The organism is Acinetobacter sp. FDAARGOS_515, from assembly GCF_003938865.1.
Classification (GTDB): Bacteria; Pseudomonadota; Gammaproteobacteria; order Pseudomonadales; family Moraxellaceae; genus Acinetobacter; species Acinetobacter ursingii.
This window is the reverse complement of record NZ_RKIX01000003.1, coordinates 1,537,443-1,555,360: the sequence shown is the minus strand read 5'-3', so window position 1 is coordinate 1,555,360 and position 17,918 is coordinate 1,537,443. Positions and strand designations below refer to the sequence as shown.

The following is a 17,918-nucleotide window of genomic DNA, read 5'->3' as shown; positions in this document are numbered from 1 at the left end:
TTTTTCTCCGTGTGTCAGAGAGCTAGGCTCATCCGACTGGGTCACAAATATTGTTTTTACTGAAATTTGAAAATCTCCCCTAACCCCTCTTTGAAAAGAGGGGCCCCCTTTAACAAAGGGGAATCGAGGGGGATTTAGTCACCATTTTTCAGTTCAATGTTGATACCTAAAGAACGGATCTCTTTGGTCAATACGTTGAATGATTCAGGCATACCCGGATCCATATAATGGTTACCATCTACAATGTTCTTATAGATACGTGTACGACCTTCAACGTCATCCGACTTCACAGTGAGCATTTCCTGAAGGGTATATGCTGCGCCATAAGCTTCAAGTGCCCAGACTTCCATCTCACCGAAACGCTGACCACCGAATTGAGCTTTACCACCCAATGGTTGTTGCGTTACCAGAGAATATGAACCTGTTGAACGCGCATGCATCTTGTCATCCACCAAGTGGTTCAGTTTCAACATGTACATATAACCTACGGTTACAGGACGGTCAAACTGTTCACCTGTACGTCCATCAAACAAAATCTGTTGACCAGTACGTGGCAATTCAGCCAACTCAAGTAGCTCTTTAATTTGACTTTCTTCAGCACCATCAAATACAGGAGTTGCTAAAGGCACACCTTTACGCAAATTGCCAGCCAATACTAAGACTTCGTCATCAGTCAGACTGTTTAGATCTTCTTGCTCACCACCGACCTTGTTGTAGATCTTATCAAGGAAGATACGAAGTTCGGCAATGGTACGCTGTTGTTGCAACATCTTATCGATTTGCTCACCCAGACCTTTGGCTGCCAATCCCAGATGTGTCTCCAGAATCTGACCCACGTTCATACGTGACGGTACACCTAACGGGTTCAACACGATATCAACAGGTACACCATTGGCATCATGTGGCATGTCTTCTACAGGCAAGATGTTAGAAACAACACCTTTGTTCCCGTGACGACCCGCCATTTTATCACCTGGTTGAATACGACGTTTAACGGCAAGATAAACTTTAACGACCTTCAAGACACCCGTCGTTAACTCATCACCCGTCGCTAATTTGCGTTTTTTCTCAGCAAATTTCTCATCAATTTCAGCACTCTTCTCTTTCAAGAATACTTGAATTTGACTTAAACGCTCAGCGATGCCTTCATCACTTGGTTGAATTTCAAGTAAATCGACCAGTTCAAGACCAGACAATAAATCTTCAGTCAGTTTGTCACCACGTTTAGTCGTGCCACCACCGTTAGAATCCTGACCTTTTAATAAGCGCACAATACGTTCACGTGCTGCTTCTTCAAAGATTTTGTATTCTTCTTTCAAATCTTTACGGTACGAATCCAATTGCGCTTTTTCAATCGCAAGTGCACGATCATCTTTCTCAAGACCATCACGTGTGAAGACTTGTACATCGATGACAGTACCTTTCGTACCAGACGGAACACGTAAAGATGAATCTTTCACATCAGCCGCTTTTTCACCGAAGATCGCGCGAAGTAATTTTTCTTCTGGCGTAAGTTGAGTTTCACCTTTAGGCGTTACTTTACCTACCAGAATATCACCCGCTGTCACTTCCGCACCGATATACACAATACCAGACTCATCTAGCTTGGATAGAGCAGCTTCACCTACATTCGGAATATCGGCAGTAATTTCTTCTGCACCTAACTTGGTATCACGCGCAACACACGATAATTCCTGAATGTGAATTGAAGTTAAACGATCTTCCTGCAAAACTCGCTCAGATAACAAGATTGAGTCTTCGTAGTTATAACCATTCCACGTCATGAACGCGACGCGCATGTTTTGACCCAATGCCAACTCACCGCCATCGGTAGAAGGACCATCAGCCAATACATCACCACGACCAACTTTATCGCCCAGATTCACAAGAACTTTCTGGTTAATACAAGTATTTTGGTTAGAACGGGTGTATTTGATCAGGTTATAAATATCAACACCTGCTTCACCCGCGATCATTTCATTTTCATGAACACGAATGACCACACGTGATGCATCAACAAACTCAATCACACCACCACGTTTTGCAATTACACAGACGCCTGAGTCACGTGCAACGGTCGCTTCCATACCCGTACCCACAAGCGGTTTATCCGCAAGTAAAGTTGGCACTGCCTGACGTTGCATGTTCGAACCCATTAAGGCACGGTTCGCATCATCGTGTTCAAGGAATGGAATCAATGATGCTGCTACAGAAACAACTTGCTGCGCAGAAACATCCATATGCGTCACTTTTTCAGGAGGCATACGTACAAATTCGCCCTGATGACGGACTGAAACCATTTCTTCAACGAGGTTACCCTCTGCATCAACACCAGAGTCGGCCTGTGCAATCACAGTCCCCACTTCTTCAATCGCAGAAAGATATTCAACATCGTCAGTTACACGACCATCGACTACTTTACGATAAGGCGTTTCCAAGAAACCAAAATCGTTGGCTTTTGCATAGACAGATAGCGAGTTGATCAAACCAATGTTTGGACCTTCAGGCGTTTCAATCGGACACACACGACCATAGTGAGTTTGATGCACGTCACGTACCTCAAAGCCTGCACGTTCACGTGTCAAACCACCTGGCCCAAGCGCTGATACACGACGTTTGTGTGTAATTTCAGACAATGGATTGTTTTGATCCATAAACTGAGACAATTGACTTGAACCAAAGAATTCTTTGATCGCGGCAGCAACAGGTTTCGCATTGATCAAGTCTTGTGGAGACAAGTTATCGGTTTCAGCTTGGCTTAAACGCTCTTTAACAGCACGTTCAACACGCACCAGACCCACACGGAACTGGTTCTCTGTCATTTCACCAACTGAACGGACACGACGGTTACCCAAGTGATCGATATCGTCGACTTCACCTTTACCGTTACGAATCTCAACCAATGTACGTAATACATCAGTGATATCCTCATTAGAGAGAATACCTTCAACTTCACGTGATTTTTGATCTGTACCGACTTCGTAAGGACGACCCAAACGACGGTTAAACTTCATACGACCGACAGGTGACAAATCATAACGTTCAGAAGAGAAGAACAAGTTATTAAACAAGTTTTCAGCCGCTTCTTTCGTTGGTGGCTCACCTGGACGCATTACCTTGTAGATTTCAACCAGTGCTTCTTCACGACCTGATGTGGTATCAGCACGTAAAGTATCCGCAATAAACGGACCATGATCGATATCGTTGGTATACAGGATATTAAACTGCTTTACGCCGCCTTCAGCTAGCTTGACCATGACTTCATGGCTGAGCAAAGTGTTGGCAGGAATGATATCACCATCTTTTAGTGTAATATCTTCAGCAGTGATACGCTCATACAGATACTCATCAGGCACTGAAAGCTTGCTTAGACCAGACGCTTCCATTTGACGAACATGACGCGCATTAATACGTTTGCCTTGTTCTACAATGACTTTACCGTCATTATCAGTAATATCAAACTGCGCCATTTCACCGCGTAAACGTTCAGGCACAAGATCAATTTGGTAGCTGCCCATGTCCAGATACACAGGTACTTTTTCATAGAACAAATCAAGGATTTGCTCATTGTTATAACCCAGTGCACGTAGAATAACCGTAGCCAATAGCTTACGACGACGGTCAATACGCACGTAAACCAAATCTTTGGCATCAAATTCAAAGTCTAACCATGAACCACGGTAAGGAATAATACGTGCTGAATACAGCACTTTACCGCTTGAATGAGTTTTACCTTTATCATGATCGAAGAACACACCTGGTGAACGGTGTAACTGAGATACGATGACACGCTCAGTACCGTTAATCACAAATGTTCCGTTCTCAGTCATGAGTGGCATTTCACCCATATACACTTCTTGTTCGCGAACATCTTTAATTGATTTCGTTTCACGATCTTTAATGATCAAACGAATTTTTACGCGCATTGGTGCCGCATAAGTTGATCCGCGAAGAATACACTCGCGTACATCAAACTCTGGTTTACCAAGACTATACTCAACAAATTCTAAAGCAGCATTGCCAGAATAACTTTCTATAGGAAAAACTGAACGAAATGCGGCTTGGAGACCGATATCTTCGCGGTTTTTCGGTGTTTTGCCATCTTGTAAAAACGTTCTGTACGAATCGACCTGAATCGAAAGCAAGTACGGAGCGTCCATGACGCTAGGCAATTTACCAAAATTCTTACGGATCCGTTTCTTTTCGGTATATGAGTATGCCATCTGGAGTCCTCGGAAAGTAAACCAGGCTCGCCTGCAGAACGAGCTTGGATGGAATGACGCAGGCCGATATGGCCACCACTTTTACAAATGCTGCAATTTTTAAGTGGTATTAAAACGCTTAACAATATTTTTAAACCAGAAAAATATTGGTAAGCGTTTGAATTTATTTCATTTGTTCTTTAAATCGAGCGTTTTTATATCAAACAAACAAAAATCGAGCCGATTATTGTAACGCAAAAAGGCTGATGACCCAAGAGCCATCAGCCATTTTATGGGGCCGATTATCAAAAAATCGACCCCTTGATGCATTACTTAAGTGTAACTGTAGCACCAGCTTCTTCAAGTTTCTTCTTAAGCTCTTCGCCTTCTTCTTTAGAAACGCCTTCTTTAAGAACTTGTGGAGCACCTTCAACAAGATCTTTCGCTTCTTTAAGACCAAGACCAGTCGCTTCACGAACTGCTTTAATTACAGCAACTTTGTTCGCGCCGAAAGAAGTCAATTCAACATTGAATTCAGTTTGTTCTTCAGCAGCAGCAGCGCCAGCACCTGGAGCAGCAGCAACAGCTACAGCAGCAGCAGATACATTGAATTTCTCTTCAAAAGCAGAGATTAATTCAACAAGTTCAAGAACAGTTTTTTCAGCAACTGCGTTTAAGATTTCTTCGTTAGTTAAAGCCATGAGAATAACTCCAAATGGATATTGAATAAGGTAAAAGTGTGATTAAGCTGCTTCTGACTCGTTTTTCTCTTTGAGTGCTGTAAGTAAGCGACCCAATTTCGAAACAGGAGCTTGAAGAACAGAGGCAAGCATAGTAAGTGCTTTCTCTTGGTTTGGAAGGTTTGCAATAACGCTAACTTCAGCACCTTGATAAACTTTGCCGTCAAATGCAGCAGCTTTTAATTCAAATGCTTTGTTCGTTTTTGCAAATTCTTCAAACAAGCGTGCAGCTGCACCCATGTCGTCTTCAGAAGTTGAAAAACCAAGAATTGTTGGGCCTACAAGGTTGTCATTCAAGATATCAAATTGAGTACCTTCAAATGAACGTTTAGCCAAAGTATTACGCACGATACGTGTAGTAACACCTAACTTACGCGCTTCAACACGAAGTTGAGTAAGTTTTTCGACAGTTAAACCTTGATAATCAGCAACAACAGCAGAGAACGCTTTAGAAGCAACTTCGTTGACTTCTGCGACGATCTGTTTTTTGCCTTCGATAAGAAGAGCCATTGTAAAACCTCCTAAGGTGACTTATGCATCTGAGCTAGATGCACTCCCAATTCGTAAACCTTTCGGCTTACACGCGGAGGAGGAACAAATCACACCACCGCGTCTACTCAGGCAATCAATTAAGGCCAAAGTCTAAACTCCAACCACCTGAGGTCTTTGACGCTGGCAAATTAATATTTACCAATTCAAAGTCCGCTTGATGACATATTTGAATCCTCAAAGATTCATCAAATACGTTTATTCACCAAGACCTTTAAAAATCTTTTAACTAAAATTAGTTAGAAACGTTATTTACATCAACAGTCAAACCAGGGCCCATTGTTGAGCTCAAAGTGATCTTTTTGATATAAACACCTTTAGAAGTTGCAGGTTTTAACTTTTTCAAGTCAGCAACTAAAGTTTCAACGTTTTGACGGATCGCTTCAGCGGTAAAACCTACTTGACCGATCGCAGCATGGATAATACCTGCTTTGTCTACACGGTAACGCGCCTGACCTGCTTTCGCATTTTTAACTGCACCAGCAACATCTGGAGTAACCGTACCCACTTTAGGGTTTGGCATTAAGCCACGTGGACCAAGAATTGTACCCAACTTACCTACAACGCGCATTGCATCTGGAGCCGCGATCACAACATCAAAGTCAAGATTACCTTGTTGAATGCTTTCAGCAAGATCATCAAAACCTACGATATCAGCACCTTCAGCCTTAGCAGCTTCAGCAGCAGCACCCTGAGCAAATACTGCAACACGTACAGTTTTACCAGTACCCGCTGGAAGTGTAGTTGCACCACGAACAACCTGATCAGATTTACGTGGATCTACACCCAGATTAACTGCAACATCCAAAGACTCTTTGAATTTAGCAGCAGGTAGATCGTTAAGAACTTGTACCGCTTCTTCCAAAGTATAAACTTTGTTAGTATCGACAGCAGCAGCAATGGCTTTTTGACGTTTAGTTAACTTTGCCATGTCTTATAGCTCCACTTCCAAGCCCATAGAACGTGCAGAACCAGCGATGGTACGAACACGTGCGTCTAAATCAGCACCAGTTAAATCTGGTTCTTTCGTAGTCGCAATTTCTTCTAATTGAGCACGAGTCAACTTACCAACTTTAGTTTTGTTTGGTACAGAAGAACCCTTTTGAATACCAGCAGCTTTCTTAAGAAGAATAGATGCAGGTGGAGTTTTCATGATGAAAGTGAACGACTTATCGTTGTACACAGTGATCACGACAGGAATAGGCAAACCTACTTCAAGTTTTTGTGTCGCAGCATTGAATTCTTTACAGAACGCCATGATGTTAACACCACGTTGACCCAAAGCAGGACCAATTGGTGGAGATGGATTTGCTTTACCAGCTGGAACTTGCAGCTTGATATAGCCGTCAATCTTCTTAGCCATTATAGATTACCTCTGGGTACAAACGCCGCTAGGCTCCCCAACATTTACTTCACAACATACAGGATGCTGTAATAACAAATGCCCGATCAGATCGGGCGCTTTCCAACCAATTCAGGTTAATTCGCTTTTTCGACTTGACGAAATTCGAGTTCAACCTGAGTTGGACGGTTAAATACATTAATCGTCAACGTTAAACGTGACTTCTCGTACTGAACTTCCTCCACAACTCCTTTAAAGTCTGTGAACGGACCATCAGTCACCAATAATTCTTCGCCTGGCTCAAACATTGTCTTAGGACGAGGTGCTTCACCAGTATTGCGCACACGTGCAAGAATCGCATCAGCTTCTTTTTGTGAAATCGGAGCAGGCTTTTCTGCTGTTCCACCTATAAAGCCCAGAACTTTTGGACATTCTTTGACAATGTGCCAAGTTTCATCGTTCATTTCCATTTCGACCAACACATAGCCTGGAAAGAACTTACGTTCTGATTTACGCTTCTTACCATCCTTCATTTCCACCACTTCTTCGGTAGGAACAAGGACTTCACCAAAGCTATCGGCAACAGCGCTACGTGCAATACGATCATTCAAAGAACGCATTACCTGTTTTTCATAACCAGAATAGGCATGAATAATGTACCAACGTTTCATAGCTCTTTTATCCGATAATTAACTTAATTAACCAACCCAGTCCATAGTCAAAACACCACAATACAATTGCAGTAATAATAACCACTAACAAAACCTGCCAAGATGTGGTCACGGTTTCTTGTTTTGTTGGCCAAGTTACTCGACGCAGCTCAAGTCGCGCATCTTTAAGTAAACGAACAAAGCCTTTACCCTGATGGGTGGCGTATAATAAACCTAAAGCAACAACGATACAAGCGATAATTACACCAACGCGCACCCAAACACTATTTGCAGGCGGCCAATACGCAGGTAGATATTGATTCACCATGGCTGCACCAACTAAAAGTACCAGTGCAATCACCCACAGTACAATATCCAACGGCGAACCAGAAGTGACAACTTCGGCAGAATTATTTCTTTGAGGGATTGGCGCGTCGCTTAATGCGTCACGCGATTTATCATTCGACATTTTTTTACTCGTCGTTGAACTCGCGACTTATTATATGACACTTAAGTCAGCATCAAGCTTGTCATAACGTGGCAGGCCAGGAGGGACTCGAACCCCCAACATTCGGTTTTGGAGACCGACGCTCTACCAATTGAACTACTGACCTAGGACACACAAGCCGAGAGTCTAGACTCTCGGCTCAAAAATTGCAACCGTATAAAGTGATTATGCAGTTACTTTCGCAACAACACCAGCACCTACAGTACGACCACCTTCACGAATCGCAAAACGTAGACCTGGGTCCATTGCGATCGGGTGGATCAATTCTACTGACATTTCTACGTTGTCACCTGGCATAACCATTTCCACGCCTTCTTTCAACTGGATTGCACCAGTTACGTCAGTGGTACGGAAATAGAACTGTGGACGGTAACCATTTAGGAATGGAGTATGACGACCACCTTCTTCTTTAGAAAGTACGTATACTTCTGCGTCAAATTTAGTGTGTGGCTTGATCGCACCTGGCTTAGTCAATACTTGACCACGTTGTACATCTTCACGCTTAGTACCACGTAACAACACACCACAGTTCTCGCCTGCACGACCTTCGTCAAGCAGTTTACGGAACATTTCAACGCCAGTCACTGTCGTAGTTTGAGTATCACGGATACCCACGATTTCAACTGACTCACCAACTTTCACGATACCTGATTCTACACGGCCAGTTACTACTGTACCACGACCAGAAATTGAGAATACGTCTTCGATTGGCATCAAGAATGCTTTGTCGATTGCACGCTCTGGCTCTGGGATATAAGAGTCAAGTGCAGCAACTAGGTCAAGAACTGATTTCTCGCCGTATTCGCCAGCGTCGCCTTCCAACGCTTTAAGCGCAGAACCACGGATTACTGGAGTGTCATCACCTGGGAAGTCATAAGTAGAAAGAAGTTCACGAACTTCCATTTCTACTAGCTCAAGAAGCTCTTCGTCGTCTACTAGGTCGCATTTGTTTAAGAATACGATGATGTAAGGTACACCTACCTGACGAGAAAGAAGAATGTGTTCACGAGTTTGTGGCATTGGACCATCAGTCGCAGCACATACAAGGATCGCACCATCCATCTGAGCAGCACCAGTGATCATGTTTTTAACATAATCGGCGTGACCTGGGCAGTCTACGTGCGCGTAGTGACGAATTGGAGAATCGTATTCTACGTGTGAAGTATTAATGGTAATACCACGTGCTTTTTCTTCAGGAGCTGAGTCGATTTGTGAGTAATCTTTCGCTTCACCGCCGTAAGTTTTCGCACAGATTGTTGCGATTGCAGCAGTAAGAGTTGTTTTACCATGGTCAACGTGACCAATTGTGCCCACGTTTACGTGTGGTTTATTACGTTCAAACTTGGCTTTAGCCATGATGATCATCCTCATTTAAGTCGAAAGCAAGCTACAAGAGGCTACAAAAGGCACCGAAGCTACACAGCACATCGACATTAGTCTAAAAAAACAGACGCCCAATACTTTAAAAGCAGACTAATAAGCCTGCTTTTGAAATTTTTGTGAATTTTCATTCACCAAACTGTATCTGGAGCTCTTATCGAGATTTGAACTCGAGACCTCTCCCTTACCAAGGGAGTGCTCTACCACTGAGCTATAAGAGCGATAATCCTTCGATGGAGCGGGAGACGAGGATCGAACTCGCGACATGCAGCTTGGAAGGCTGCCACTCTACCAACTGAGTTACTCCCGCACAGCGTTGGTACATTTACCACTTCAATCGAAGTTAATGGTGGTGAGAGAAGGATTCGAACCTTCGAAGCTTACGCGACAGAGTTACAGTCTGTTCCCTTTGACCGCTCGGGAATCTCACCAATATCACACTTAACTTTCAGTGTTAGTTCTTTACTTCACTTACGCTACACTTTAATATGGTGCCGGCACACGGATTCGAACTGTGGACCTACTGATTACAAGTCAGTTGCTCTACCAACTGAGCTATGCCGGCGTCTCTTAGTGTTTCGTACGTTTCGTATCGGAACGGTGTGCAGTTTAGCAAAACTCAGAAACGATGCAAGCGGTTTTTTTAAAAAAACCGCTAAAAACTCATAAAATCAATCCGTTTGACGATAATTCAACCGCTTTGATCACTGCGCGAGCTTTTATTTGGGTTTCATTCCATTCTGACTCAGGATTTGAGTCCGCAACCAACCCCGCTCCTGCCTGTACATAGACTTTATTATGACGAATGACGCAGGTACGGATCGCAATCGACATGTCCATCTCACCATGCCAACCCAAATAACCCACTGCCCCACCAAAAATTCCGCGCTTTACTGGCTCTACTTCGTCAATAATTTCCATCGCACGAATTTTTGGCGCGCCAGATAAGGTTCCCGCAGGGAAAGTGGCTTTAAAGACATCCAAAGCATCGATGTCATCGCGCACTTCACCCTGTACATTCGAGACAATATGCATCACATGTGAATAACGCTCGATCACCATACGGTCAGTCACTTGAACTTTGCCTATTTTAGAGACACGCCCAACATCATTACGACCCAAGTCAATCAGCATCAAATGTTCAGCAATTTCTTTTTCATCGTTCAATAGTTCCTTCTCTAAAGCCAGATCTTCTTCTTTGGTTTTACCACGAGGCCGTGTGCCTGCCAGTGGGCGCACAGTCGCAATACCCTCTTCAAGTCTGGACAAGATTTCAGGTGAAGACCCGACAATATGAAAAGGTTGATCATCGGTCAACGTTCTGCCCTGCACCAAAAACAAGTAAGGCGATGGGTTTAAATGACGTAAAGCACGATATACCTGTAAAGCATCACCATCAAAATCTGAGACCATACGATGCCCCGGTACTACCTGCATCACATCCCCAGCTCGGATATATTCTTTGACAGTTTCAACAGAGGCCAAAAAGTTGTCTTTACCTGTTAAAGATTCAAAATGGGGTGCGGTGTGCGCTTTGGCTTGCAAACTGACAGGGGTTGCCAATAATCTTTCTAAAGAATCCAGTTGATTTTGCGCGGATTGATAAGCTTCTTCATCTTGTGTATCGGCATGAACGATTAAGAAAAGTGTATCTTTTAAATTATCAAAAATAATGACGGTTTTAGATAACATCATCCAAATATCAGGCAAACCGACTGGATCAGCTTCAGGCACATTATTTAAACGTGGCTCAATATAACGTACCGCATCGTAACCAAAATATCCCACCAGACCGCCTGTAAATTGCGGTAATGCTGGAATCAAAGCATGTGGAGGAACTTTAAACTGGCTTTGATAGTCACGAATATATTGAAAAGGATCAGCGCATTGCTGCGTTTCGATTTGACCTTGTGCATTTTTAATAGTGAGCTGTCCTGCATTGCAGGAAAAAACGGTTGATTCACCTAAACCAATAATGGAGTAACGCGCCCAGTTTTCGCCCCCCTCAACCGATTCAAATAAATACGCTTGGGTATGATCTTTGAGTCGTGCAAAAACAGAAAGTGGGGTTTCCGTATCCGCCAAACGCTGGCGATAAACGGGAATAGTGTTATAGCCCGCAGCTTTTAACTGTTCAAACTGTGCAAGTGTTGTCATGAATTTCTCTCAATGGTTTCTAGTTAAGCACGATAATGTTGATAAAAGACGCGATTATCGCCATCGGAAAACCTGAACCAAACTCATGCCACACTCCTTATTCACTCTTTGATAAAAGACTTGATTTAAACCAATAATTGATCCAAACGATCGACCACTTGTTGCGGATCACTATCGTAAATATTCTCTCCATGATTATAGCCATAGCTGACTACAATACAATCGATACCTGCACGTCGAGCCGCTTCGATATCATTTTTCGAATCCCCAACCATTAAGGTTTGTGGCTGCGTAGTATTGAAGACTTGCATACTATGCAATAACGGTAAAGGGTCTGGTTTACGTAATGCCAAACTGTCTCCACCCACGACCAGAGAAAAATAATGATCGATCTGTAATTTCTGTAATAGCTCTTTGGCTAAATGCTCGGGTTTATTGGTGACACATGCCATCTCAATATGATGATTTTTACACGTGTCTAAAAAAACCTGTACGCCATCAAATACACGGCTATAAACACATAACTCCTGTTCATAGACTTCCAAATATTTTTTTAAGAGTTGTTGATGTTTATCAGGCTCAATTTGACCAAATAAAAACTGCAAAACGGCATCGCAAAGTTTACCTGTACCCTGTCCCACCCATTGTCGAACCTGTACTTCCGTCACCGCCGCCCAACCGACCTGCTCTAAACTTAAATTCATAGAGTGATACATATCCGAGGCAGTATCGACTAGGGTTCCATCCAAATCAAATAAAATGAGTTTACGCTGTTCAAGTTGTAACAATGACATCACATATCCTGCTTTCAATTTTTTAAATATTCAATAAATAAAGGCATGCCGATGCATGCCCTCAATCTCAAAGGCAAGGCCTGCTTATTTGAAAAATAGCCAAGCCAATACTGCAAGAATAATAATCACAACCACCGTCATGAGCCCAACAGATGCATTTTTTTGCTGCTCTTTTTCCTGCTCAACTCGAGATACAGGCTGCTCAATTGGCGTTGGTGCAGGTTCGACTTGGGTCTTAACCTCTGCACCTTCTGGAATCGGTGCAGGTTTTGGCACACCAACCGACTGCGGCATACCTTCACGACTAACGGATGTTTCTGCGGCACGTTCAGTCAGGCTAGGCATCCCCGCATCATTCATTTGTTGCGCTGGGGTTTTGAGTACTTGTTGTTCTGATGTCTCTGCCACAGGTTCTACTTCAATTTCTGGCAAATCCTGATTTTGCTGTGCTGGTGCTAAAACCGAAAATTTGAGTCCTGCAAATTGAACAATATCACCTTCGTGCAGTTGTACTTCCTGCTCAATGCGCAAATCATTGACAAAGGTCCCATTTGAAGAGTTTAGATCTTGCACCCAAAGCTGATCATCTTTTAACAGAAGTGCTGCATGTTTACGTGAAACCTCAGCGGCTTGTAAAACCAGATCTGCATCCTGACCACGTCCAACCAGTAAATCGTGATCGACACTTATTTCCTGCCCCGTAAACTCACCCGTAATCGCCTGTAACTTCCAAGTCATAACTAAACTCTCTAATTTTGATTTGATCACATCATAACATGCTCAAAATACGATTTCGTGCCAATCCTGTTAAGAGGCCGGTCGTACTGTAGTGGTGGTCACGGTATTTTTAGTCCGTTCAACCTCTTTTGCAGGTAAGGCAATAGATTGTCGCTGCACAGCAGGCTCAACGGCAACTGGCGTGGTAATAACCTGATTTTGCCCCGAAGATGGAACTTGCTGATAATTTGGATTCTGCGCTTGTGCAAGCACTTGCGGAGTTGAAGGTTGATAAATATTTTCAACATTCTCAGGAAGCTTGGCGAAATTACCCTCCTTATCCATCGCTAACTGAAGGCTATAAAGTCGATTGTAGCGTTGCTGCGAAATACGACGTACATCATCCGCATCCCCGACAATGGTGGGATGAATAAATACCAGCAAATTACGCTTTTCATTACTGCGTGCATCCGAACGGAATAAACGCCCCACATAAGGAATACTACTTAAACCTGGAATGCCTTGACGCGAAAGCAAGGTGTTATCTGATATCAAACCACCCAATACCACGGTTTGCCCGTGTTCAGCCAACACCGACGTTTTGATCGCACGTTTACTGGTTATTAAATCAGTCGCTTCACCTTTATCCTGAACCGCAGACACTTCCTGTTCCACTTCCAGACGCACCGTGCCATTATCACCAATATGCGGTACAACTTTAAGCGTGATGCCTACATCTTTACGTTCAACAGTAGTATAAGGATTAATACCAGTACTGTTCGTTGTTACCGAACCCGTAACAAAAGGAACGTTTTGCCCCACCACAATATAAGCTTCTTCATTGTCCATGGTGACAATGGACGGAGTCGATAACAGATTGGACTTAGTATTGGTTTTAAGTGCCTGAATGAGCGCACCATAGGCTTTACGTGAATCAAAATTCCCTAGCCCAATCGTCGCCCCATTGCCTTTATTGGTGCCACCCGCAATGGCCGCAGCAGCACCCGCGGTACCACCACTGGCATAACCTGCCGCAATGGAAGCCAAACTTGCGCCTACATTGCCAAAGCTAATTAGCCCGACCCCACTACTTAAATCACCCAGTGCCCATTGAATACCCAATTGATCTGAATCATCGCCAGATACTTCAATAATCGCAGCTTCAATCAATACTTGTTCACGACGAATATCCAGTTGTTGAATAGAGGATTCAATTTCACGCATCAACTGTGGGTCCGCTTTGACCACCAACGCATTTTGTGAGCTGTCTGCAATAATGCTGACACCGTTATTGCTAAAACTGGTAATTGAGTTTTGATTTTGGTTGGAACTTGAGCCACTGTTTAAGTTAATCGATGGCGTTGAAATCGAGCTACTACCTGAGTTCGAACCATTATTCTGATTGTTAATTAGGCCATTAATAGCATTATTACTATTATTCGAGCTTGAGCTGGCAGCACTATTACGACCAGTACTGTTCGAGCCTGAAACCGATTGCCCTGTCACCAAACCCTGTAGAATTTCTGCCAGATTCTTGGCACTCGCATATTTGAGACGAAAAACCTTTAGACCACCCAAACGGTCAGCCGAAGGGACATCCAGTGTTTCAATCAAATTACGAATACGTTTACGACTGCCTGTATCTCCCTTGACCAAAATTCGATTGGTTCGAGTATCCGCAATAATCCGCACACGCGAACCATTGAGATCTTTTGATGAACCTGTTGAACTCATCGATTCCAGCAGACCTATGATTTCTTCTGCCTGACTATTTTGTAGGGCAACCGCTTCGACATCATTTTGCCCAGTACCATCCAGATTACGAATAATGGTTTCAAGCTGAGCAATATTGGCTGCGCGATCTGAAACAATAAGTGCATTGGTTCCTGGCACGGCAGCCAGATTGGCAAATTGCGGCATCAATGGGCGTAATGCAGGGATCAGATCATTCGGGTTGGTATTTTCCACCCAGATCACGCGAGTGACCACTTGATCGCCTCGTGCACTATTGCGCGCATCATAAGGCACACCTGAGTTTTTGACATTGCTATCTGGAACCAGTTTCACGGTATTACCAGAGGGAACAGCGACCACGCCATTGACGTTTAAAACCCCTAAAAATAGGTCATAAACTTCATTTTTATTTAAAGGCTTATTGGAAATAACCGTCACGTTACCGCGAACACGCGGATCGACCGCAAAGTTTTTCCCTGTAATATCCGCCACTTCATTAATAAATGCAGTTAAATCAGCATCGCGTAAGTTAATCTTCCATGTTTGTGCAAAGGCACTTGTACTAATAGCTGCCATCACTGGAGCGGCTGCCAGTAAAGCCCAAAGTGGACGATGATGATTTAATAAAGCCATAGCCTGCTCTTTTTCCTAACTCGTTATGATGATCAACATCACTTAAAAACTTTGTTGTATGGTCATCACTTGATCACCACGCTTTATTTCTATTTTGACCTGTCCTTCGCGCTTCACTTGTTCTAGCAGTTGTACGTCATTTTGTCCTTGACCCACTGCCTGTCCATTGACTGAAAGAATGCGATCCCCAGGTCTTAACCCTAACGTATTTCGTAGTGCTGAAGGGGTATGATCGGTCACCTCATAGCCTGATCCATTGGCAGCACTGACCCCCATATTTTGCAAATATTGATCCCGATTTTGCTGCATTTGTTGAATTGCTTGCCCAATCATGGCATTAGGCCCTTGCGTAGCTGCGGGAGCTGTCGGTGTCGTGGGCGTAGTTTGTGTGGGTGGTACAATGGGTTGATAAAGCCCATTTTCGAGTCCTTTGAAACGAACTTCCTGAACAGCTCCATTGCTTTGACGCAAAATCACATGATCCCAATACACTTCCGACAGCTGATAAGCACTATTATCAATTGTATCGCCCACACGATAACGCTCGGCTTTATCATTCACTTTAATCACAGCAGAAGAAAACCGATTTGGATAGCCAATCATCACGCCTTGCAATTCAAAACTCTGATTACTGTTCGTTGCCGTTGCAGTCGGCTCACTGAATAATGAAAAACTGGTGATATTTGGAATCTGTGCCTGCATAGAACCGAGTTCGACACGATCAAACTGCATGGCTTGTGGCGGCGCAACCACCCACCAAAATAGCGAAGCCAATTTCCAGCAGAGCCATAAAATCAGAAGAACGAGCACCAAGGCCGATAATTTATCGAATTTGTGCCACGGCATCTGTTGCATACGTTCAAACATTGCTTTCATTACAATCCACCTGAGAACAATGGTTGACGGGTACTAATAACAAAAGTATCCAAACCAGCTTTACCTTCATACGAAGGCACATTTAACAGTAATCGCTGCGTGAGTTGAGCATCGAGCATGAGATTTTGATCAAAAGCGAGGTTTGCCATTTTTTGATTACGTTGATCGCGGATATCAATTTGCAAACGTCCATCTGCATCTTGTAATTGTCCTTGTAATGATGGCATATCCATACGCTCTTGACGCTGCCCGTACGTATAAGTTAACGCACCGCCCCCCCAATGTAATTGTCCTTCGCTTTGAGTAAATCCATGATCTTTTTGATAATTAAATTTTACATCGCTGAGTTGAATGCTATTGGCTGGCCATTGCCAGTTTACAACCGACTTTAAAGTTTCTGGCGCAATCTGACCACTGAGTTGACGAACAATAATTTTTTTACCAAAACCATAACCCAAAACCCCATTCAACTGGGTATTACCGCTATGGACTTCAACATCGGCAGCGACCCGTAATAACATTAAATCGAGTGGACGCGTATTCCAGTGTAAAGAGCCACGTAAATTACCACGATGCCAATCCGCTTGCCCTTGCCAAATGTTGCCACTGACATTGCTGAGGGTTTGATTATTTTTAGAAAATTTTGAAATTAACCAATTCGCAGGAATTTGTAAAACCACAAAGACTAAAAATGCAATAACGGCAAATATCCACCATGTCACTTGCTTCGATTTTTTTTTCATTCAGCCATTACCACTTATGCAAACTGCCTTTCCCTGTTGAGATTTTTCTCTTTTAGACATTATGCATACTTTTTCAACATCGCCAATTCAACTCTATAAAAAAACCAAGCATTCTTGCTTGGTTTTTCTCACTTTAAACTGATTGAGTGACAAAAAGATGAAAACTAGATCAAGAAGTCTTCAAGTTTTGCACCTTTTTCAAGTTCAGCAACAAGCCAGCGAGGTTGTTTACCACGACCTGTCCAAGTTTCTTCTGGATTATTTTTATTACGGTAGCGCGGCTCAACGGCTTTACGCGTAGTTTTTTTACGCTTTTGCTCACCATACTCAAGTAATTCTTCAACCGTAAAGCCCACTGCCTCAGCAACTGCTAAAATTTGATTATAAGCATCTTCAATTGCCTGATCTTTTTTAGATGCAATTAATGCCTCAGCTTCTTCTTGCAACCGTTTTAACTCATCAACCGAAAGTTCACTAATATCTGGTTTCATTAAAAACCTACTCCAATATACAAATACAAAATGCGATTCAGACAAAAAATTTAAAATTAATTATTTAAATTAAATTCAAACTAATCATAGTTTAGTTTAAGTACCTTAATCAAGTATTAACGCGAAATTTTAAACAACACACTACAAATACCATTATATTCTTCTGATACCTTAACAATTTCATTATAAGTATAAGCTTAATTAAAACACGCAAAAATATAAAAAGTAGGCTTAGTTTAATAAATAACGTAATTAAAACTCTATTGCCTCAGTTTAATTAGTTTTTCCTGTGATGAAAGAGCAGACATATTGTTCTGTCTAATCCCTGATATCCAGTAGGTGATTATCTATGCAACCACATTCGCTCAAATCTATTAAAACAATTGAGGTACTATGTCCATA

General features: G+C 42.9%; 15 protein-coding genes and 5 tRNA genes. All 20 read right to left on the bottom strand.

Annotation, left to right across the window (positions count from 1 at the left end; all coding sequences use genetic code 11):
• Positions 1-134 precede the first annotated feature (134 nt).
• The 20 genes from rpoB to EGS47_RS08785 all read right to left on the bottom strand — a co-directional run bounded on the left by rpoB (position 135) and on the right by EGS47_RS08785 (position 17,516).
• Positions 135-4,223: a DNA-directed RNA polymerase subunit beta gene (gene rpoB, locus EGS47_RS08880; RefSeq protein WP_004985068.1), complete on the bottom strand. Its 4,089-nt coding sequence runs from the start codon at positions 4,221-4,223 to the stop codon at positions 135-137.
• A gap of 308 nt (positions 4,224-4,531) precedes the next feature.
• Positions 4,532-4,903 (bottom strand): 50S ribosomal protein L7/L12, encoded by a 372-nt coding sequence (gene rplL / locus EGS47_RS08875; protein WP_004985065.1) that lies wholly within the window; start codon positions 4,901-4,903, stop codon positions 4,532-4,534.
• 42 nt (positions 4,904-4,945) lie between these two features.
• Positions 4,946-5,452: a 50S ribosomal protein L10 gene (rplJ, locus tag EGS47_RS08870; RefSeq protein WP_004985064.1), complete on the bottom strand. Its 507-nt coding sequence runs from the start codon at positions 5,450-5,452 to the stop codon at positions 4,946-4,948.
• 274 nt (positions 5,453-5,726) lie between these two features.
• Positions 5,727-6,422, bottom strand: a complete 696-nt coding sequence (rplA, locus tag EGS47_RS08865; RefSeq protein ID WP_004985063.1) for a 50S ribosomal protein L1 — start codon at positions 6,420-6,422, stop codon at positions 5,727-5,729.
• A 3-nt stretch (positions 6,423-6,425) separates the two neighbouring features.
• Entirely contained in the window at positions 6,426-6,854 is a 429-nt protein-coding gene (gene rplK, locus EGS47_RS08860; RefSeq protein WP_004637639.1) for a 50S ribosomal protein L11, read from the bottom strand.
• Positions 6,855-6,970: 116 nt separating this feature from the next.
• On the bottom strand, positions 6,971-7,504 hold the full coding sequence (gene nusG, locus EGS47_RS08855; protein ID WP_004985062.1) for a transcription termination/antitermination protein NusG: 534 nt from the start codon (positions 7,502-7,504) through the stop codon (positions 6,971-6,973).
• Positions 7,505-7,511: 7 nt separating this feature from the next.
• Positions 7,512-7,952, bottom strand: a complete 441-nt coding sequence (secE, locus tag EGS47_RS08850) for a preprotein translocase subunit SecE (RefSeq protein WP_004995290.1) — start codon at positions 7,950-7,952, stop codon at positions 7,512-7,514.
• 69 nt (positions 7,953-8,021) lie between these two features.
• A tRNA-Trp gene (locus tag EGS47_RS08845) sits at positions 8,022-8,097 on the bottom strand.
• A 59-nt stretch (positions 8,098-8,156) separates the two neighbouring features.
• The gene (tuf, locus tag EGS47_RS08840) at positions 8,157-9,347 is read right to left on the bottom strand and encodes an elongation factor Tu (protein WP_004991043.1); all 1,191 of its coding nucleotides are present in this window, start codon (positions 9,345-9,347) and stop codon (positions 8,157-8,159) included.
• Positions 9,348-9,517: 170 nt separating this feature from the next.
• Positions 9,518-9,592, bottom strand: a tRNA-Thr gene (locus EGS47_RS08835).
• 13 nt (positions 9,593-9,605) lie between these two features.
• Positions 9,606-9,681: transfer RNA gene (locus EGS47_RS08830), tRNA-Gly, on the bottom strand.
• A gap of 37 nt (positions 9,682-9,718) precedes the next feature.
• Positions 9,719-9,802, bottom strand: a tRNA-Tyr gene (locus tag EGS47_RS08825).
• A gap of 58 nt (positions 9,803-9,860) precedes the next feature.
• A tRNA-Thr gene (locus EGS47_RS08820) sits at positions 9,861-9,936 on the bottom strand.
• Positions 9,937-10,034: 98 nt separating this feature from the next.
• Entirely contained in the window at positions 10,035-11,528 is a 1,494-nt protein-coding gene (gene trpE, locus EGS47_RS08815) for an anthranilate synthase component I (RefSeq protein WP_005001857.1), read from the bottom strand.
• A gap of 125 nt (positions 11,529-11,653) precedes the next feature.
• A complete protein-coding gene (locus EGS47_RS08810) occupies positions 11,654-12,322 on the bottom strand; it encodes a phosphoglycolate phosphatase (RefSeq protein ID WP_005001853.1) in 669 nt (222 codons plus the stop codon).
• Positions 12,323-12,406: 84 nt separating this feature from the next.
• The gene (locus EGS47_RS08805) at positions 12,407-13,060 is read right to left on the bottom strand and encodes an FHA domain-containing protein (protein WP_005001850.1); all 654 of its coding nucleotides are present in this window, start codon (positions 13,058-13,060) and stop codon (positions 12,407-12,409) included.
• A 69-nt stretch (positions 13,061-13,129) separates the two neighbouring features.
• Positions 13,130-15,406, bottom strand: a complete 2,277-nt coding sequence (gene gspD, locus EGS47_RS08800; protein ID WP_005001849.1) for a type II secretion system secretin GspD — start codon at positions 15,404-15,406, stop codon at positions 13,130-13,132.
• Between the two features lie 42 nt (positions 15,407-15,448).
• Complete coding sequence (locus EGS47_RS08795; protein WP_005001848.1) at positions 15,449-16,282, bottom strand: type II secretion system protein N; 834 nt, start codon at positions 16,280-16,282, stop codon at positions 15,449-15,451.
• Entirely contained in the window at positions 16,282-17,025 is a 744-nt protein-coding gene (gspN, locus tag EGS47_RS08790; RefSeq protein ID WP_004995302.1) for a type II secretion system protein N, read from the bottom strand. Before gspN ends, EGS47_RS08795 begins: the two co-directional genes overlap by 1 nt.
• A gap of 164 nt (positions 17,026-17,189) precedes the next feature.
• A complete protein-coding gene (locus EGS47_RS08785) occupies positions 17,190-17,516 on the bottom strand; it encodes an H-NS family nucleoid-associated regulatory protein (protein WP_004995304.1) in 327 nt (108 codons plus the stop codon).
• Positions 17,517-17,918: the final 402 nt, after the last annotated feature.

Excerpts from the sequence above, each read along its gene's own strand:
- rpoB (WP_004985068.1), bottom strand. The coding sequence starts at position 4,223 with ATGGCATACTCATATACCGAAAAGAAACGGATCCGTAAGAATTTTGGT.
- EGS47_RS08785 (WP_004995304.1), bottom strand. The coding sequence starts at position 17,516 with ATGAAACCAGATATTAGTGAACTTTCGGTTGATGAGTTAAAACGGTTG.
- secE (WP_004995290.1), bottom strand. The coding sequence starts at position 7,952 with ATGTCGAATGATAAATCGCGTGACGCATTAAGCGACGCGCCAATCCCT.
- gspN (WP_004995302.1), bottom strand. The coding sequence starts at position 17,025 with ATGAAAAAAAAATCGAAGCAAGTGACATGGTGGATATTTGCCGTTATT.
- rplK (WP_004637639.1), bottom strand. The coding sequence starts at position 6,854 with ATGGCTAAGAAGATTGACGGCTATATCAAGCTGCAAGTTCCAGCTGGT.
- EGS47_RS08795 (WP_005001848.1), bottom strand. The coding sequence starts at position 16,282 with ATGAAAGCAATGTTTGAACGTATGCAACAGATGCCGTGGCACAAATTC.
- EGS47_RS08805 (WP_005001850.1), bottom strand. The coding sequence starts at position 13,060 with ATGACTTGGAAGTTACAGGCGATTACGGGTGAGTTTACGGGGCAGGAA.
- rplA (WP_004985063.1), bottom strand. The coding sequence starts at position 6,422 with ATGGCAAAGTTAACTAAACGTCAAAAAGCCATTGCTGCTGCTGTCGAT.
- EGS47_RS08810 (WP_005001853.1), bottom strand. The coding sequence starts at position 12,322 with ATGTCATTGTTACAACTTGAACAGCGTAAACTCATTTTATTTGATTTG.
- nusG (WP_004985062.1), bottom strand. The coding sequence starts at position 7,504 with ATGAAACGTTGGTACATTATTCATGCCTATTCTGGTTATGAAAAACAG.
- tuf (WP_004991043.1), bottom strand. The coding sequence starts at position 9,347 with ATGGCTAAAGCCAAGTTTGAACGTAATAAACCACACGTAAACGTGGGC.
- rplL (WP_004985065.1), bottom strand. The coding sequence starts at position 4,903 with ATGGCTTTAACTAACGAAGAAATCTTAAACGCAGTTGCTGAAAAAACT.
- rplJ (WP_004985064.1), bottom strand. The coding sequence starts at position 5,452 with ATGGCTCTTCTTATCGAAGGCAAAAAACAGATCGTCGCAGAAGTCAAC.
- trpE (WP_005001857.1), bottom strand. The coding sequence starts at position 11,528 with ATGACAACACTTGCACAGTTTGAACAGTTAAAAGCTGCGGGCTATAAC.
- gspD (WP_005001849.1), bottom strand. The coding sequence starts at position 15,406 with ATGGCTTTATTAAATCATCATCGTCCACTTTGGGCTTTACTGGCAGCC.